Origin of the sequence: Amycolatopsis sp. CA-126428, from assembly GCF_002904335.1 — a bacterium.
In the GTDB taxonomy this organism is placed as follows: Bacteria; Actinomycetota; Actinomycetes; order Mycobacteriales; family Pseudonocardiaceae; genus Amycolatopsis.
Genome location: NZ_PPHF01000143.1, coordinates 1 through 16,091, shown reverse-complemented (window position 1 = coordinate 16,091; position 16,091 = coordinate 1). Strand labels below are relative to the sequence as shown.

Genomic DNA, 16,091 nt, shown 5'->3' with positions numbered 1-16,091 from the left:
GACCTGCCCAGCCTGCCCCGCCGATCCGACCTGCCCAGCCTGCCCCGCCGACCCGACCTGCCCGGCCTGCCCCGCCGACCCGACCTGCCCAGCCTGCCCCGCCGATCCGACCTGCCCAGCCTGCCCCGCCGATCCGACCTGCCCAGCCTGCGCCACCGGTCCCGGGTGCGCCGCGAGCATCTCCGGTGTGATCGCCGGCGTCATCAGCGGCGTGTGCGCCGCGTCGGCGTTCGGGGTCGCCGGTTCGCGGGCCGCCGGGTAGCGCGCCAGCGGGTCTTCCTCGACCGCCGTTCCGTCGGCGCGGTGGCTCCGGAGCAGGCCGCAGCACCCCAGCAGCCCCAGCAGGCCCGCCAATCCCCACCACACCGTCATGGCACTCCTCCGTTCCCTCGCTCCCCGGATATCCGCCGCCCGGCCGGCCCAACCGAGCGCTACCCGGGTGGGTGACACGGTCAGCCCAGTTGTGGCACGTCACCCGGGAAGGTGATCGGCAGCTCGTACAGGCCCCTCGCCGTGCGGCCGCCGCCGAGCCAGCCGTGGAAGAAGATGTGGCCGTCCACCACGTCGGCGCCGCCCGGGGCGTCCACCTTGCCGCCGAGCAGGTCCGTCGACAGGAACTGGGCGTCCGCCTTCACGAACGCGCCGCCCAGGGTCGGCGCGGACGCGTAACACGTGTGGTAACCGGTGCTTTCGAACGTGTCCGCGGAGTAGAACAGCAGGTACCGGGACGCCGTCTTCACCACCGAAGGCGCCTCGACGACCGACTTCTCGGGCGTCAGGTCGGACCGCAGCAGCTCGGTGCGCGGACCGGCCAAGGTGCGCCCGTCGGCCTGCAGCTTCTGCGCCCAGATCGCCGACGGCGGCCCGGTCGCCGCGCCGTCGCTCTTGTAGAGCAGGTAGCGGGACCCGTCCGCGTCGACGAACGTCTGCGGGTCGATGTCCCCGTGATCGCCGGGCTCGCACACCAGCGGGCGGTCGCCGGCCGGCGTGTACGGTCCTTCCGCCTTCCTCGCCGTCGCCGCGCCGAGACACATCTCGCCGCCCGCCGTCTGGGCCGCCGCGAAGTACAGCACGAACGTGCCGTCACCCAGCTGGGTGACGTCCGGGGCCCAGAACCCGCCGTCCGGCTTCGCCCACGCGGGGACCGCGCCGAGCGCGTCCCCGGCGACGCGCCACGGCCCTTCCGGCGCGGCGGCGCTGGCCATCGGAATCCGCGTCGCCTTCGTACCCGTCGAGAACGCGAAGTAGCCCCAGGCCGTCTTGACGACGTCCGGATCGGGGAAGTCCTGGTTGATCAGCAGCCGCGGCGCGCTGATGGCCGCCGCTTCCGGGGCCACCGCGAACGCGGCAGCGACGGCGACGACCGGAACGAGCAGAAGACCCTTGAAGCGCATAGGCGATTTTGCCGGCACCCCAACGGTTCCGGCAACGGCAGGCGGAGGCCGTCACCGGGAAGCGTGGACTTGCCCGCGTGCCCGGATCGGGTGGATTCGGCCGTGCCGCCCGGGGTAGCCCTCGGCTCATGCACGCAACGAGCGGCCGTGGGGCGTACCGCGCCGGGCACCCCGTCGGCGAGGCCGAAGGAGCGGCGGCCCGGCAGGAAAAACCCTTGGGCCGGCCGGGAAAACCGCTCGACCGCCGCTCGCCGTTCTTCACCGGGATGCTCGCCGCGGCCGGGGTGGCCGTCACGGTCGCGGTCGTCGAGCTCCTCCTCACGGCTTCCGACGTGCTGCTGCTCATCGGGATCGCGTTCTTCCTGGCGGTGGGGCTCGAGCCAGTCACCGCCCGGCTCGCGCGCCGGGTCCCCCGTGCACTCGCCGCCGCGGTGGTCGTCGTGACCGGGCTGGCCGTCCTCGGCGGCACCATCGCGGCGGCCGCCGTGCCCCTGGCCGATCAGGCGACGCAGCTGCGGAGCGGCGCTCCGCGGTACCTGACCCTGCTGCGCGACCACGGCACCCTGCTGGGCCGCGCCAACGAAACCTTCGGCCTCGAAGCCGCCGTCCGGTCCGTGCAGCTGTCCGATGTGGCCAGATCGCTCGCCGGGCTGCTCGGTGACGCCCTGATCGTCGTGGTGCTCGCCACCTACTTCGTCGCCGACTTCCCGCGGATCCGCGCCGCGCTCTACCGGCTGGCTCCGCGGTCGCGACGGCCGCGGGTGATCCTGATCGGCGACGCGGTGTTCCGGAAGGTCGGCGCGTACCTCGTCGGCAACGTGGCGGTGTCGTTGATCGCGGGAGCGGCGACCTTCGCCTGGCTGTCGGCGTTCGGCGTCCCCTACTCGCTGGTGCTCGCCGTGCTCGTCGCCGTGCTGGACCTGGTGCCGGTGGCGGGTTCGGTGGCGGCCGGGGCCGGCACCACTCTCGTCGCGCTCACGGTTTCGGTGCCGGTCGGGCTCGCGACGCTCGGGTTCTTCGTCGGCTACCGGGTGGTGGAGGACTACGTCCTGCTGCCGAAGATCGTCGGCCGCGCCGTCCGGATCCCGGCGCTCGTCACCGTCGTCGCGGTGCTGCTCGGGTTCGCGCTGCTGGGCGTCGTCGGCGCCTTCGTCGCGGTGCCGGTCGCGGCCGCCGTGCTGCTCGTCGTGCGGGAAGTGGCGGTGCACCGGCTGGACCGGACGTGACAAACCGCCGCGCGGGGCGAACCCGCGCGGCGGCCGGACCCGCTGGGGTCAGTTGCCCTGAGTGGTCCCGCCGTCGGCGATCTCACCAGCGGCGCAGCTGTCCGGGTTCTGGCCCTCGGCCTCGTGCTCGCCCGGGGAGAGCACCGGCACGCCGATGCCGTTGGCGGTGTCGTGGATCGGCACCTGGACGCCGAGGACGTTGATGTCGTCGTCGCACACGCCGCCGACCACGTTCAGGTTGTGCACCACGTCGAGGTTCTGCACGTTGCCGACGAGGCCGAACTGGTCGGTGGTGTCGACCGGGTGGCCCGCGACGCTGACACTGGTCGCGGACGCGGATCCGCCGAGCACCGCCATCCCGGCGGCGAGGGCGGTGGCGACGAAGCCGAGCTGCTTGATCACGGGAAAGATACTCCTTCTGGGGTACCCGCCGGACGGTCCGGCGGGGGATCGGGGAAAGAAACGGGCCCGGCTTCGGTTCGCCGGACCCGGGAAAGTTCGTTATGGTGCCGTCAGGCCGGGCGGGACCGGCGCACTTCTCCAGCGTCGCGGCCGGTCCCACCCGGGTCGGCGCCGTCCGGCGTCGCGGCGGGTCCGGAACGCGGAACCGGAGTGTGCAGCTCGCTCCGTGTTCCGGGCGCGGTGCGGCGTCGGCGCTGGCGGCCGATTTCCCGTGCCCGGAGCCGGCTTCCGCACGCCGGGGCGGCTCCGGGCACGGAAAACTCAGTGACCCTGGCTCGTGCCGCCGTCGGACAGGCCGCCCGAGGCGCAGTTGTACGGGTTCTCGCCGCTGGCCTCGTGGCTGCCCGGCGACAGGATCGGCACGCCGATGCCGTTGAGCGAGTCGTGGATCGGCACCTGCACGCCGAGGACGTTGACGTCGTTGCCGCACAGGCCGAGCACGGCGTTGACGTTGTGGAGCACGTCGGTGTTGTTCAGGTTCACCAGGCCGACCTGGCCGGTGTAGTCGTAGCCGCCGTAGTGGTGACCGTGGTGGTGCCCGTGGTGGTGACCGTCCGGGGTGTCGGCCGCGGCGACGCCGCCGGCCAGGAACGCACCGGCCGCCGCGGCCGCCGTGACGAACCCGATCTTCTTCAGCATGGATTGCTCCTCGATGAACGCTATTCGGAGACGGGACGGCATGAAGGTGTGTTCTCCGTCCCGTGTGAGGGAAACGTACTGATGCCGGGACGGGGATTCCACTGTGTGCCACCATCGTGTGGGTACCGCGAGCCGCTGACCGCGCCGCATGTGGTCCGATCGGGTTATTCCGCGGTTCTGTTGGCCGCCAGGTCCACACCGGTCTCCGTCCCCTGATATCGCTTGCGGTGCAAGGAATGTTTCGGGTACGCGAAAGAGCCCTGCGCCAGGGTGACGCAGAGCTCTTCGCGGGGATTGCCTATTCGGGCCAGGCCTCGGCTTCGGCCGTGAGCGCGGTGGTCACGTCGATCTCGCCCGACCGCACCCGCCACGCGAGCGAGTCCGGCCGAGGCTGCAGGAGGTGCCACCCGATGACGTCTTCGTCGCGGTAGCAAGGGTTTTCGTCGTCACCGATGCCCAGCGCGGCGAAGTACTGGCGGGCGGGCCAGGTTTCGGGAACCCAGGCGCGGGCCCAGCGCACGACGATCCTGGCGAGGTCGTTGCGGCCGTCCGCCGGGTGGATCAGGCGATCGCCGGTGGTGCAGATCAGGCGTGGCGTGTACGTCGCGCCGAGCGGCGCGACGGCGAGTTCAGTGTTCATTTCTCCCCCGGTCCACGGCGGTGGACGGTGTTGCCCGGCTCGGATGCGCTGCTGCGCTTGAGAAGGGAGGGACGACCGGAGGCGGACGAGCGCACGCGACGCGTCCCTGCACGGCTCGTTCTTGAACCCGCGACCATCTTACAAAAACCGGAAACGCACCGGAAAGCGGGGCCTGACGGCGAGGTCTTCGCCCGTTCCCGTGACACCGGGAGTGAATGCCGCCGGCAGGGGTACGCCCGGGAAGAACGATTTCCGCAACGGGAGGAAGAACCGAGATGAACCACAAGGCAGGCAGGCTTTGCTGCGCCGCCATCGCGGCGGGCGCCTTCGCGCTGACGGGGGCGGTGCCGGCATCGGCGGCACCGGACATCGCGGCACCGGCGTGGCACCAGCAGACCGACGACGACGGAACGAACCGCGACACCACCCGCGACGACAACGACGACAACGGCTTGTGGGGCCTGCTCGGCTTGGTCGGGTTGCTGGGATTGGCGGGCTTGGTGCGCCGCGGGCCCAAGCCGGGCGCGATGGCGGGGTACCCGGCCGCGGGGGCCACCTCGCCGCCGGCGAACGCGTACCCGCCGGCCGAGCCGCGGCGGAACCCGCCGGGCGTCTGAGGGTCGGTCACGTCGTAGGGCCGGTCCCCACCGGGCGTTTCGGCGCCACCCGTATGGCGCAGCGGATCTTGGCGCGGCGCGCGAGCGCCGCTGACAACGCGCACCGAGGCCTCACTCGGACCTCGAGTGTCACCCTTGTGGCGCAACAGGCCCTCACCCGGCGCAGCGCCGACCAAGCACCCTCGACCCCAGCCGAGCACCCGCACTCCACCAGTACCGCGCGCCCGGTTCCCGCCCTGCGCCTCGGTAATACCTATACCGCACGCAAGATCCCCACCGGGCGCCGGGGCACTTCCGGCGCCGCACACCCGATCCCTGCCGGGCGCCTGACCTCGGCCGATGCCGCGTACCCGGTCCCCTGGCGTCCGGGTGTCACCAGTACCGCACATCCGGCTCCCGCCGGCTGCCCGCGTGACCCTGGTGCCGCGCACCGCCATTCCTCTCCTCTTCGCGCAGAACGTCCCGGCGCCGTCGGCGTCGGGACGTTCTGCGTTTTCTTCTCTCCGAATGGCGCCCAGTTGTCAGGTCTCGGCACCGAGGAGGTCACAGTAACGGCCGGAAAAACCGGCCCCGCGACCGCCACCCAGATTAGCCAGGCGCTCGCCGCGCAAGAAGTGTTTTCGCACCGTACCCTACTTAAGAGTGGCCTTCCCACCCTCGGCCAAATTCGCCTGGTTACCCATCATATCTTTCGTTAAACCTCACGATCGAGTGAAAGTCTCGCCTCACTCGAAACTGGCACCGATCGCACCTTCGGTAAAGAAACCCGGGCTGATTCAGCCATTCATCGCAATCGTCGGACACGGACGAGTGGCGACGTCACAATCCGTAGCAGAAGCGCAAAACGGCTGAACAGCCACTTCACGCGATGTCGATGTTTGTTGCGGGGAACTCGCCGGGCCGCACACCGTGTGAAATCAACCGGTTCCGCCAGCACCCGGACATCCGCTCGCGTAATCGCCGGACGGCGCTCACCATGATCGCAGTCGGCATCGCACAATCCGGAGGAGTACGACATGAAAAGTGCACTGACCCGAGCGCTCACGGTGTTCGTCACCGCCGCCGCGGTGACCTTGGCGGGGGTGGGTGTGGCGACGGCGGGCGGGCCCGGCGGCAGCGGTTCGTCGAGCACCACCAGCGCCGCGGCGGAGGTCCAGGGCCTGCGCGACCAGCTGACGTCGCGGGCGGACAACGGGGACGTGCCCGGCACGCAGGCCACCCTCGCCCGCCTCGACCCACTGCTGTCGGATCTGGCCCAGGGCAAGCGGTACTCGATCCAGGCCGCGGCCAAGGACAGCGCGGCCACGGCGCAGAAGGACAACGCCGAAGCGCGCAAGGGCGTCGACGAGCTCGCCGCCAAGATGGCGGAGCGCCAGTCGCTGCCGCCGGTGTCGGCCCTGCTCAACGCGCTGCTGCAGCGGGTGCTGATCAGCCTTTCCGCACTGGTGAACGACCTTCTCGGCGGGCTGCCCGTCCCGGTCGGCTGAGCCGGCCGGTACCCCGGACGGACAAGCCGGCGACGGCCCGGCGCGGTTCCCCTCCCGCGCCGGGCTTTCGTCGTCCGCACGGGCCGATGCCGGCACGCGAAAGCCCGGTGCGGCGGACCGCACCGGGCTTTCGCTGCCGCTTTGCCTATTCGTAGACGACGTAGGCGGGAGCGGGGCTCAGCGCCAGGACGTCGGCCGGGGTCATCAGGCCCGCGCCGTGGCGGGTGTCCTCCTCGAAGAACAGCTTGAAGCCCGGCCGCACGTGGGCGGGCATGGTCGTCATCAGCGTCTTCCAGGTCGCCTTCTTGGCGGCGGCCGAACCGATGCCGTCGACGACCTTGACCACCGAAACCCCCTTGTGCGGCTTCAGAAGCTCTTCGTCACGCACGACGGACGCGGCGACCTGGTGGTAGATCATCACCTTCGCGGGCAGATGGTGCGCCTCGGCCAGGGCCCCGAGGTACTGCGCGACCCCGTCGAGCTCGTCGCCGGTCGTGCGGCCGAACTTCTTGCCCGGGATGACGCCCGGTTCCACGGCCCACTCGGGGTCGAGCGCGACGCCGACGTCGGGCTCGGTCAACCAGCGCTCGTAGGCCTGGACCTCGGGGAGGAAATCGGCGCGGCCGGGCTGGATGTTCAGCAGCAGCAACCCGTTCATCGCCCGCGCGGCGTCGAGGTAGTCGCGCACGGTCTCGTCCTCGCAGCGGCTGCGGAACATGCCGTCCTCGCCCGGCGAGCGGTGCACGGTGGTGGCGATCAGCTCGACGACCGGGGTGACCGGACGTCCCGGCGGGAACGCCTCGATCTGGCGGCGCAGCGCCCGGCTCGCTTCGGTGAGGTCACCCGTCATGCGGCCGAGCGCTTTCGCGCCCGGAGCTCCGCAAAAGCCGACGAGCAGGCCCTTTTCGAGCGGGTTCGGAGGGGGTGGCGGCGGCGCCGCGACGGCCGCGGGAGCTGCCGCGGCGGCGGCCGGGGCCGGCCCGGCCAGCACCTTTCCTCGTTGCAGCGCACCACACGCACTCGTGGCCAAGCCCGCGAGGGCGGCGGTGAGGACCAGGCGTCGATCGAAGGTTCGTTCGGCGGCGACCGCCTTTTTCGGGACCATCGCGGGGAAATACCCGTCGGCGATCTTCGCCAAACCGGTTTTCCGGCAATCACCGAATCGTGCCAAAGCCGTTTCCGGGCTCATGGCGCCGGCCTGCGGAAACCTGGTTTTCCGGGTGGTGGCAAGCCATTGCGGGCTCACCCGACCCGGTGGCCCGGCCCGCGCCCGCGGCGGGCCGGACGCACACTTCCCCGCATGCGTTGCCTTTTCCGCTCCGGTGCCGGGTTCACCGCCGTCCTCGCGCTGGCGGCCTGTGGCGGCCCCGCGCCCGTCGCCCCGGCGCCCGCACCGCCGCACCCGGCGCCCGCCGCCGCGCCGGTCCGCATCACGCCCGCCGCCGCCCGGCAGGTGGGCGCCGACGAGCTCGGCCAGGTGCCGGTCTTGATGTACCACCGCCTCGTCGAGCAGCCGAAGTCGGTCTACGAGCGCACCCCCGCCGACTTCACGGCCGAGCTCGAGCGGCTCGCGGCCGAGGACTACGTCCCGGTCACGACGGCGGAACTGGTCTCCCGCCGGCTCGACCTCCCGGCCGGCGCGCACCCGGTGGTCCTGACGTTCGACGACGGCGACCCGAGCACGTTCCGCCTGACGCCCCAGGGACAACCGGAACCGGGCACGGCGGTCCGCATCCTCCTGGACGTCGCGGCGGCACACCCCCGGTTCCGCCCGGTCGCGAGCCTGTACGTCAACGAGCACCCGTTCGGCGGCGACGCGGACGGGCGCGCGCTGCGCTGGCTGGCCGAGCACCACTTCGAGATCGGCAACCACACCCGCCACCACACGAACCTGCGCACGGCGGCGGAACCGGCGGTGACGGCGGCCATCGCGGAGGAGGACGCGCTGATCCGCCAGGCGGTCCCGGGCTACCAGCCGGCGACGCTGGCTTTGCCGTACGGGAGCCGCCCGCACCGCACGGGCCTGGCGTTGCAGGGCCCGGGTTATGCGTACGGTGGCGCGCTGCTGGTGGGGGCCAACCCGGCGCCGGCGCCGTGCTCGGCCAAGTTCGATCCCGCCGCGATCCCGAGGATCCGGTCGCAGTCGGCGGGTTCGGAGGCGGAGTACGGCTCGGCCCATTGGCTCGACGAGCTGGCCAAGCCCACGAGCCACCGCTACACCTCCGACGGCGACCCGTCGACGGTGTCGTACCCGCGGACCGAGGGCCCGGTGGCGCCGGAGTGTGCGAGCGTGGGCCTTGCCTACTGAACGACACCCCCTGGCCCGAGTGGACTGGCTCCCCCAGCCCCGGCGGCGGCCGGCGCAGCCGCAGGGGGTTCAGGCGACGAAGGCGCCTCGGATCCCACCGCCGGCGGGTCGGACGGCACCGGCGGCTCCGGCAGCCCCGGCTCCGGCAGCCCCGGCGGCTTCTGCATCGGCGATCCCGGCACCGGTGGCTTCGGCACCGGCGATCCCGGCTCCGGCACCGGTGGCTCCCGCGGGTTCGGCACCGGCAGCTCCAGCGGTTCCGGTCGGGGAAGGTCCGGCCGTGGCGACTCGGACCGCACCGGGCCGCCCGGCAGCACCGGCCATCCCGGTAGCGCCCGCGCCGACGCCCTCGGCCGTACCGATTCCCGAGGCGCGCCTGGCTTCCCCGGCAACACGCGCCCCGGTGTGGCCGTCCGAGGAGCGGACCGCCGCCGAAGAAGCGACCTCAGCCGCACCGACCGCTGCGGTTCGAATGGCCCCAGCGCCGACCGCAACCGAATCCGCGCCCGCTTCCGAACCGGCGCTCGCAACCGCGCTGGCAACCACACCCGAACTGGCACCCGCGCCCGCAACCGAACCCGCGCCCACACTCCGATCGACCCCCGCGACCGCACTGGCACCCGCACCCGCATCCATGCCAGAACCCGGGTCCACACCCGAACCCGCGCCCAAAACCGAACCCGAGGCACGGCGACCCCGCACCATCTCCGTCGCCCCCGCGATCTCGGTCGGCCCGCCCGCGCCCCGCGTTCCCCGCCAACCCGCCGCCCCCGCCGAACCGCCCGCCCCGCCGCCCCCCGCGCCCGCTCCCGAGGCCGACCCGGTCGCCTGGTGGCCGCCCGCGGTGCTCGTGTTCGCCGTTGCTCTTGCCCTTGCCCTTCTCCTCACCCCGGAAGCCGCTCAGCCCCGGCGGATCTCCGGTGTCGCTGCCGCCCTTCCCGCCGTGCCGGCCGCCACCACCCCGAAACCCGCTCCCGAACCGGCCGCCCTGCCCGAGGGGATGGCGGTCACCGAAGCCGGTGGCGGGACCTGGCATGTCCTCCCCGGGACCGGCCAGAAGTTCGGCACTGGCGAGAAACTCCTCACCTACACCGTCGAAATCGAAGACGGCGTCGACCTTCCGTCCTTCGGCCACGACGTCGACGCGATCCTCGCCGACCCCCGTGGCTGGATCGGGCTCGGGGCCGTGACCTTCCGCCGGCTCGGCGAGACCGAGACCGAGACCGAGACCGAGACCGACACCGAGCCCGCCGTCCGGATCAGCCTGACCACTCCCGGCACCGCCCGGCGCCCCGACCTCTGCGGCTTCAGCATCCCCTTCGACTCCTCGTGCCGCCTGTCGCGGGACCACCGGATCGTCATCAACCTCGCCCGGTGGCTCCGCGGCGCCCACTCCTACGACGGCGACCTGGCCGGCTACCGCTCCTACGCCATCAACCACGAGATGGGCCACGCCCTCGGCCTCGGCCACGTCGGCTGCCCCGCCCCCGGCGCGCCCGCGCCGGTGATGATGCAGCAGACCTTCGGGCTCTCCAACACCTACCTCGCGAACCTCAACCGCGGCGAACCCGGTGCCGCCACGAAGGTCCGTCCCGACGGTGCCGTTTGCCGCCCCAACCCGTGGGTTGCCGCGCCGCACTGACCACTGGTTTGGACCCCTCGCCCAGCGGGTACCCACGCCGCCTCTGGGAGGGGTGTGCGATGGCGCGGAAACTTCTGGCCGGTGCGGCGGCGGTCCTGGTGCTCTCCGGGTGTGGCGGGGTCGGAAGCGGTGGCGACACCGGCGCCGCGGCCACCCTGACGTCCATGGGGTTCGGCCTCGGCGACGAAATCGCCACCACCCGGGCCGACCTGGCGGGCAAGGCGATCGCGCCGGCCACCGTGAAGATCGGCGGCAGCGCCTTCGACGCCCAGCAGTTCCTCGCTTCCGTCGCCTCGCACACCCCGCCCGACCTCGTCTACCTCGACCGGCAGCTGCTCGGCACCTACGCCGCGCGCGGCACCCTCGAGCCGCTCACCGACTGCATCGCCAAGCAGCACATCGACGTCGGCCAGTACCGGCCCGCCGCCCTCGGGGAAGTCACCCTCGACGGCAAGGTCTACGGCCTGCCCGAGTTCTACGACAACCGGGTCCTGCTCGTGAACGACGCCGCCGTCGAAGGGAGCGGGATGACGCCCCAGGACGTCTCCCCGGCCGACCGCGCCAAGCTGACCACGGCCGCGCAGAAGCTCACCGTCCGCGCGGGCGGCGGGCTGTCGCGGATCGGGTTCGACCCGAAGATCCCCGAGTTCCTCCCGCTGTGGGCCAAGGCCAACGGCGTCCGGATGCTCAGCGACGACGGCCGCACCGCGCACCTCGACGACCCGCGGCTGGCCGAGGCCCTGACGTACACCAAGTCGCTGATCGACGCCCAGGGCGGCTGGAGCACGGTGAAGGCCTTCCGCGACTCGTTCGACTTCTTCGGCGAGAAGAACCCGTTCAAGCAGGGCCAGCTGGCGGCCAGCCTGATGGACGACTGGTACCTCAACGTCCTCGCCAACTACTCCCCCGACGTGCGGGTCTCCGCGGCGCCGTTCACCGACACCGCCGGCACCCCGATCGACTGGGTCACCGGCAGCGCCTGGGTGATCCCGGCCGGGAGCACCCACAAGGAGCAGGCCTGCGCCTGGATCAAGACGATGACCGACGCGCCCACCTGGGTCGCCGCCGCCAAGGCGCGGGCGGAGAAGCGGAAAGCCGCCGGCAAGGCGTTCACCGGCGTCTACACCGGCAACCGCGTCGCGGACCAGGAGATCTTCGGCAGTCTCGTGCAGCTGAAGGACCGGCCCGCGTTCGACGCCGCCGTGCGGACCGTCCTGCGGGCGCAGGACAGCGCCTTCACCATGCCGGCCTCCCCGGCCGGCTCCGAATTCAAGACGGCCTGGCAGAACGCCGTCAACCGGGTGCTCTCGGGTGAACAGCAGCCCGCCGGCGCCCTGCGCCAAGCCCAGCAGGAAGCCCAGCGCGCGCTCGACGCCGCGGTGGCGCACCGGTGAAGCGGCGCACGAAGGAAGCTTGGGCCGCGTACGCCTTCCTGTCGCCGTGGATGATCGGGTTCGTGATCTTCATGGCGATCCCGATGGTCGCCAGCCTGGTGCTCTCCTTCACCGACTACGACGCGCTGCGCTCGCCCGACTCCGTCGGCTGGGCCAACTACCGGCGGCTCCTCGAAGACCCCGCCGTGCGCAAGAGCCTGGTCAACACCCTCGTCTACACGGTCATGTCGGTCCCGGCCACGATGGCCGTCTCGCTGGCGCTGGCCTCCCTGCTCACCCGGGCGGGCCACCGGTCGGCCGGGTTCTTCCGCACGGTGTTCTACCTGCCCGAGATCACCCCGAAGGTCGCCGTCGGCGTGCTGTTCCTCATCCTGTTCAACGGCCAGGCCGGACTGGTCAACGCCGTGCTGGGGCTGGTCGGCATCGACGGTCCACAGTGGAGCACCGACGGGCCGTGGGTGAAGCCGGGGCTGGTGCTCATGCACCTGTGGTCGGTGGGCAGCACGGTGGTGATCTACCTGGCCGCGCTGCGCGGAGTGCCCCGGGAGCTGTACGAGGCCGCCGAACTCGACGGCGCGTCGGCGTGGCAGCGGTTCCGGCGGATCACCGTCCCGATGATCAGCGGGGCGCTGTTCTTCACCCTGATCGTCCAGACGATCGCGGCGCTGCAGTCGTTCGACGAGGCCTACACCGCCTTCTACGGCTCCGCGGCCTCGGCGACCTACAGCAACGACGCGGCGCTGTTCTACCTGATCTACCTCTTCCAGCAGGCCTTCGAATTCCTCCACCTCGGCTACGCCTCGGCGATGGCGTGGCTGCTGTTCGTCGTCATCCTGGCGATCACGCTCGTGCAGGTCCGGCTGAGCCGCCGGTTCGTCTACTACGAAGGCGGTGACCGGTGACGGCGCGCCGCGTGGTCCGCTGGACGGCGCTGGCCGCGGCGACCGTGCTGTTCCTCTACCCGTTCGTCTGGCTGCTGAGCGCGTCGGTGAAGCCGCGCGCGCAGGTCTTCGACAACGTGCTGATCCCCCGGACCTGGGCGTGGGACAACTACGTCGAGATCTGGCGGGCCGCGCCGGTCGCGGCCTGGCTGCTCAACAGCGTCGTCGTGTCACTCGCGGCGGCCGTGGCCGTGACGCTGACCAGTTCGCTGGTGGCGTTCGGCTTCGCGTACTTCCGCTTCCCCGGCCGCAGCGCGCTCTTCGGCCTGGTGCTGGCCACCATGATGCTGCCGGCCGCGGTGACGATGATCCCGGTGTACCTGATCTGGAACAGCGCCGGCCTGGCGCACACGCAGGTGCCGCTGTGGGCGGGGAACCTGTTCGGCAGCGCGTTCTACATCTTCCTGCTGCGCCAGTTCTTCCTCGGCCTGCCCCGCGAGGTGTTCGAAGCCGCGCGCGTCGACGGCGCGAGCCACTGGACGCTGTTCTGGCGCATCGCGGTGCCGCTGTGCCGCCCGGCGCTGATCGTCAGTTTCGTGTTCGAGCTCAAGGCCAGCTGGTCGGACCTGCTCAAGCCGCTGATCTACCTGCGCGACCCGGCGCTGTACACGCTGCCCCGCGGGCTCAAGGCGCTGTCCGACCAGTTCGGCCAGGCGGGCGAGCAGCGGTGGGAGATCGTGCTGGCCGGCAGCGTGCTCACCACCGTGCCGCTGCTCATCGTGTTCTTCGTGGCGCAGCGCCACTTCCTCACCGGGATCACGACGGAGGGTCCCACGCCCACCCGGTGAGCGTGGTGCGCATCAGCCGGGCCGCGGCGGGCAGGGGTCGCCCGCAGCCCGGCGCCGATGAGAGGGGGGCAGCGCTCGCACCATCGCGTCGGCGACCGCGCGCCGCCCCGCATCGAACTCGCGCTCGACGTAGCCGCGGAAGAGCTGCCCGGCGTCGTTGAGCCGCAGCCGCCCGGCCCGGTCGAACAGCGGGGTGCCGAGCTCGTTCTCCAGCCGGGCCACCACGCACGATGGCGAACCTCGAAATCACCTGACACGCGCTGTCGCGTTTCGTCACCCGGTCGAGGCGGCCGTGCTCTCGAACGAGGGGCGGCACCCCGGCCCCGGCCACTTCCGGCAGGGGTCCCACTGGTCCGGACGGGCCACGACGGCTGAGCCCGAGTGAAGCTTCTTGTCCCTGTGAAACTCCCACCACTAGCGTCTCCCAGTAAGGGGAAGCCGCCGACGGATCCCTTTCCTGTCAAGGAAACGACCGAGGAGTTCAATCGATGACCGCTCTCGAGAAACCCGTGACCCGGACCGCGTACCAGCAGTCGGTCGCCGACTACTGGAACGCGGAAAAGGACCCGGTGAACCTCCGGCTGGGCGACGTCGACGGCCTCTACCACCACCACTACGGCCTCGGCGACTACGACCCGGCCGTGCTGGAAACCCCGGCCGCCACCCGCGACGAGGCGATCATCGCGGAGATGCACCGCCTCGAGACCGCGCAGGCGGACGTCCTGCTCGACCACCTGGGCCCGATCACGCCGGAGGACCGGCTGCTCGACGCCGGCTGCGGCCGCGGCGGCACGAGCGTCATGGCGCACCTGCGGTTCGGCTGCCAGGTCGACGGCATTTCCATTTCGGAGCAGCAGGTCGGGTTCGCCAACGCGCACGTGCGGCAGCGCGGGATCGACGGCTCGGTGCGCTACCACCTGCGGAACATGCTCGACACCGGGTTCGAATCCGGGGCGTTCCAGGGCATCTGGAACAACGAGAGCACGATGTACGTCGACCTCAACGACCTGTTCGCCGAGCACGCGCGGCAGCTCAAGCCCGGCGGCCGGTACGTGACGATCACCGGGTGCTACAACGACGTCACGGGTGGCCGGTCGCGCGCGGTGAGCCAGATCGACCAGCACTACATCTGCAACATCCACGCCCGCGGCGACTACTTCAAGGCCATGGCCGCCAACGGGTTCGTGCCGATCAACGTCGTCGACCTGACCGCGGCGACGATCCCGTACTGGGAGCTGCGGGAGAAGTCGTCCGTCGCCACCGGCGTCGAGAAGCCGTTCCTGACCGCTTACCGCGAGGGCAGTTTCCACTACCTGCTGATCGCCGCCGACCGCGTCTGAGGCGGGCGGGGTGACCGGGGAGAGCACCAGGACCACGTGTCCACAGTGGAGCGCCGGCGAGGCCGCCGGGCTCCTCACGGGACCGTTCGGGCTCGGGACGTCGGCGGCGCGGATCGTGAGCCGGTTCGCGCCGCCGCCCGGGCAGGATCCGGCGTACGCCTACCTGCCGTGGGGTGACGGCAGCGCGGCGCCGTTGTACTGCCCGGTCCAGGGCCGCGTCGACGACGGCCTCGCCGCGGAGGTCGACCGGCGGCTGGTCGCCTGGGCGGACGGCTGCGGGTTCACCGGCAAGGGCCTGGAGCAGATCGCCGGGGCCGGGTTCGGCCGGCTGGCGATGCTGGCCCACACCGACTGCGACGACCCGGACCGGCTGCTCGTCGCGGCGCAGCTCAACGCGGTCTGGTGGGCGGCCGACGACTACTACGCCGACGACAGCACGCTCGGGGCGGCGCCCACCGAGCTCCCGCCGCGGCTGGCGCTGGTCATGGCGGCCATGGACCCGGTCGCCCCGGCCGGGGAGTTTTCGGAGCCCCTCGAAGAAGCGTTGCGCAGCGACCCGATCCTCGTCGGGCTGCACTCGGCGGTCGGCCACCTGGGCCGCCACGGTTCGCCGGTGCTCGTGCAGCGGGTCTGCTACGCGACGTTCTCGATGTTCGTCAGCTGGGACGCCTACGCGGCGTGGCGCCACACCGGGCGTTATCCCCCGGCGTGGGAGTACCTGGCGGCCCGCCAGCACGACAGCTTCTACACGTCGATGACCCTCGTCGACGCCGTCGGCGGCTACGAGCTGGCCGCCCCGTTCTACTACGACCCGCGGGTGCGCGAGGCGATGATGCGGGCCGGGACGGCGTCGGTGCTGGTCAACGACCTCCACTCGGTGGCCAAGGACGCCGCCGACGAGAAACCGGTCTGCAACATGGTGCTGCAGATCGCCGCCGACCGGGACTGCCCGGTCGAGGAGGCGGTGGCGGCCACCGTCGAGCTGCACAACAAGATCGTCCACGAGTTCGAGGCCGGCCACCGGGAGCTGATGGCCGTGCCGTCGCCGGAGCTGCAGCGGTTCCTCGTGGGTGTCCGTTCCTGGATGGGCGGCGGCTTCACCTGGCACGCCACCAATCCCCGCTATCAGTGATTGGGGTTTTCGTTGTGACTGTCACCGACCCGGTGGAATCCGAGCAGGCACCGTCGAGCCTGGGACGGGCGGCGGCCCGGA

Annotated in this window: 17 protein-coding genes; 10 read left to right on the top strand and 7 right to left on the bottom strand. The window is 71.7% G+C overall.

What is annotated here, in order from left to right; genetic code table 11:
• Positions 1-372 (bottom strand): hypothetical protein (locus C2L58_RS50050; protein WP_199191619.1); only part of this gene is annotated, 372 nt, incomplete at its 3' end.
• Between the two features lie 80 nt (positions 373-452).
• Positions 453-1,394: a glycoside hydrolase family 43 protein gene (locus tag C2L58_RS35965; RefSeq protein ID WP_103342112.1), complete on the bottom strand. Its 942-nt coding sequence runs from the start codon at positions 1,392-1,394 to the stop codon at positions 453-455.
• A gap of 128 nt (positions 1,395-1,522) precedes the next feature.
• On the opposite strand from C2L58_RS35965, the gene C2L58_RS35960 reads away from it, so the two are divergent.
• A complete protein-coding gene (locus C2L58_RS35960) occupies positions 1,523-2,620 on the top strand; it encodes an AI-2E family transporter (RefSeq protein WP_233226131.1) in 1,098 nt (365 codons plus the stop codon).
• A 48-nt stretch (positions 2,621-2,668) separates the two neighbouring features.
• Here C2L58_RS35960 and C2L58_RS35955 read toward each other — a convergent pair whose 3' ends face one another.
• The 3 genes from C2L58_RS35955 to C2L58_RS35945 all read right to left on the bottom strand — a co-directional run bounded on the left by C2L58_RS35955 (position 2,669) and on the right by C2L58_RS35945 (position 4,361).
• Positions 2,669-3,022 (bottom strand): hypothetical protein, encoded by a 354-nt coding sequence (locus tag C2L58_RS35955; RefSeq protein WP_103342110.1) that lies wholly within the window; start codon positions 3,020-3,022, stop codon positions 2,669-2,671.
• Positions 3,023-3,343: 321 nt separating this feature from the next.
• On the bottom strand, positions 3,344-3,721 hold the full coding sequence (locus tag C2L58_RS35950) for a hypothetical protein (protein WP_103342109.1): 378 nt from the start codon (positions 3,719-3,721) through the stop codon (positions 3,344-3,346).
• Between the two features lie 298 nt (positions 3,722-4,019).
• Positions 4,020-4,361, bottom strand: coding sequence for a hypothetical protein (locus tag C2L58_RS35945; RefSeq protein WP_013225112.1), 342 nt, complete (start codon positions 4,359-4,361; stop codon positions 4,020-4,022).
• A gap of 275 nt (positions 4,362-4,636) precedes the next feature.
• On the opposite strand from C2L58_RS35945, the gene C2L58_RS35940 reads away from it, so the two are divergent.
• The gene (locus C2L58_RS35940; protein WP_103342108.1) at positions 4,637-4,978 is read left to right on the top strand and encodes a WGxxGxxG family protein; all 342 of its coding nucleotides are present in this window, start codon (positions 4,637-4,639) and stop codon (positions 4,976-4,978) included.
• A 1,016-nt stretch (positions 4,979-5,994) separates the two neighbouring features.
• Positions 5,995-6,465 carry a hypothetical protein gene (locus C2L58_RS35935; protein WP_103342107.1) on the top strand — a complete coding sequence of 157 codons (471 nt, stop codon included), beginning with the start codon at positions 5,995-5,997 and terminating at the stop codon, positions 6,463-6,465.
• A gap of 145 nt (positions 6,466-6,610) precedes the next feature.
• Here C2L58_RS35935 and C2L58_RS35930 read toward each other — a convergent pair whose 3' ends face one another.
• Positions 6,611-7,570, bottom strand: coding sequence for a hypothetical protein (locus tag C2L58_RS35930; RefSeq protein ID WP_233226130.1), 960 nt, complete (start codon positions 7,568-7,570; stop codon positions 6,611-6,613).
• A gap of 195 nt (positions 7,571-7,765) precedes the next feature.
• Here C2L58_RS35930 and C2L58_RS35925 point away from each other — a divergent pair, with 195 nt between their 5' ends.
• From C2L58_RS35925 to C2L58_RS35905, 5 genes are all read left to right on the top strand, one after another.
• On the top strand, positions 7,766-8,773 hold the full coding sequence (locus tag C2L58_RS35925) for a polysaccharide deacetylase family protein (RefSeq protein WP_103342105.1): 1,008 nt from the start codon (positions 7,766-7,768) through the stop codon (positions 8,771-8,773).
• Between the two features lie 634 nt (positions 8,774-9,407).
• Entirely contained in the window at positions 9,408-10,415 is a 1,008-nt protein-coding gene (locus tag C2L58_RS35920) for a DUF3152 domain-containing protein (protein ID WP_233226129.1), read from the top strand.
• Between the two features lie 59 nt (positions 10,416-10,474).
• Positions 10,475-11,809, top strand: a complete 1,335-nt coding sequence (locus tag C2L58_RS35915) for an extracellular solute-binding protein (protein ID WP_103342103.1) — start codon at positions 10,475-10,477, stop codon at positions 11,807-11,809.
• Complete coding sequence (locus tag C2L58_RS35910; protein WP_103342102.1) at positions 11,806-12,711, top strand: carbohydrate ABC transporter permease; 906 nt, start codon at positions 11,806-11,808, stop codon at positions 12,709-12,711. Before C2L58_RS35915 ends, C2L58_RS35910 begins: the two co-directional genes overlap by 4 nt.
• On the top strand, positions 12,708-13,538 hold the full coding sequence (locus tag C2L58_RS35905; protein WP_103342101.1) for a carbohydrate ABC transporter permease: 831 nt from the start codon (positions 12,708-12,710) through the stop codon (positions 13,536-13,538). The genes C2L58_RS35910 and C2L58_RS35905 overlap by 4 nt, the downstream gene beginning before the upstream one ends.
• Positions 13,539-13,550: 12 nt before the next feature.
• Here C2L58_RS35905 and C2L58_RS50975 read toward each other — a convergent pair whose 3' ends face one another.
• A complete protein-coding gene (locus tag C2L58_RS50975; protein WP_233226128.1) occupies positions 13,551-13,763 on the bottom strand; it encodes a hypothetical protein in 213 nt (70 codons plus the stop codon).
• A gap of 263 nt (positions 13,764-14,026) precedes the next feature.
• Here C2L58_RS50975 and C2L58_RS35895 point away from each other — a divergent pair, with 263 nt between their 5' ends.
• On the top strand, positions 14,027-14,878 hold the full coding sequence (locus C2L58_RS35895) for a geranyl diphosphate 2-C-methyltransferase (RefSeq protein WP_103342099.1): 852 nt from the start codon (positions 14,027-14,029) through the stop codon (positions 14,876-14,878).
• A gap of 10 nt (positions 14,879-14,888) precedes the next feature.
• The gene (locus C2L58_RS35890; RefSeq protein WP_103342098.1) at positions 14,889-16,010 is read left to right on the top strand and encodes a family 2 encapsulin nanocompartment cargo protein terpene cyclase; all 1,122 of its coding nucleotides are present in this window, start codon (positions 14,889-14,891) and stop codon (positions 16,008-16,010) included.
• The last annotated feature ends 81 nt before the right edge of the window (positions 16,011-16,091 follow it).

Excerpts from the sequence above, each read along its gene's own strand:
- C2L58_RS35965 (WP_103342112.1), bottom strand. The coding sequence starts at position 1,394 with ATGCGCTTCAAGGGTCTTCTGCTCGTTCCGGTCGTCGCCGTCGCTGCC.
- C2L58_RS35960 (WP_233226131.1), top strand. The coding sequence starts at position 1,523 with ATGCACGCAACGAGCGGCCGTGGGGCGTACCGCGCCGGGCACCCCGTC.
- C2L58_RS35950 (WP_103342109.1), bottom strand. The coding sequence starts at position 3,721 with ATGCTGAAGAAGATCGGGTTCGTCACGGCGGCCGCGGCGGCCGGTGCG.
- C2L58_RS35945 (WP_013225112.1), bottom strand. The coding sequence starts at position 4,361 with ATGAACACTGAACTCGCCGTCGCGCCGCTCGGCGCGACGTACACGCCA.
- C2L58_RS35940 (WP_103342108.1), top strand. The coding sequence starts at position 4,637 with ATGAACCACAAGGCAGGCAGGCTTTGCTGCGCCGCCATCGCGGCGGGC.
- C2L58_RS35935 (WP_103342107.1), top strand. The coding sequence starts at position 5,995 with ATGAAAAGTGCACTGACCCGAGCGCTCACGGTGTTCGTCACCGCCGCC.
- C2L58_RS35930 (WP_233226130.1), bottom strand. The coding sequence starts at position 7,570 with ATGGTCCCGAAAAAGGCGGTCGCCGCCGAACGAACCTTCGATCGACGC.
- C2L58_RS35925 (WP_103342105.1), top strand. The coding sequence starts at position 7,766 with ATGCGTTGCCTTTTCCGCTCCGGTGCCGGGTTCACCGCCGTCCTCGCG.
- C2L58_RS35920 (WP_233226129.1), top strand. The coding sequence starts at position 9,408 with ATGCCAGAACCCGGGTCCACACCCGAACCCGCGCCCAAAACCGAACCC.
- C2L58_RS35915 (WP_103342103.1), top strand. The coding sequence starts at position 10,475 with ATGGCGCGGAAACTTCTGGCCGGTGCGGCGGCGGTCCTGGTGCTCTCC.
- C2L58_RS35895 (WP_103342099.1), top strand. The coding sequence starts at position 14,027 with ATGACCGCTCTCGAGAAACCCGTGACCCGGACCGCGTACCAGCAGTCG.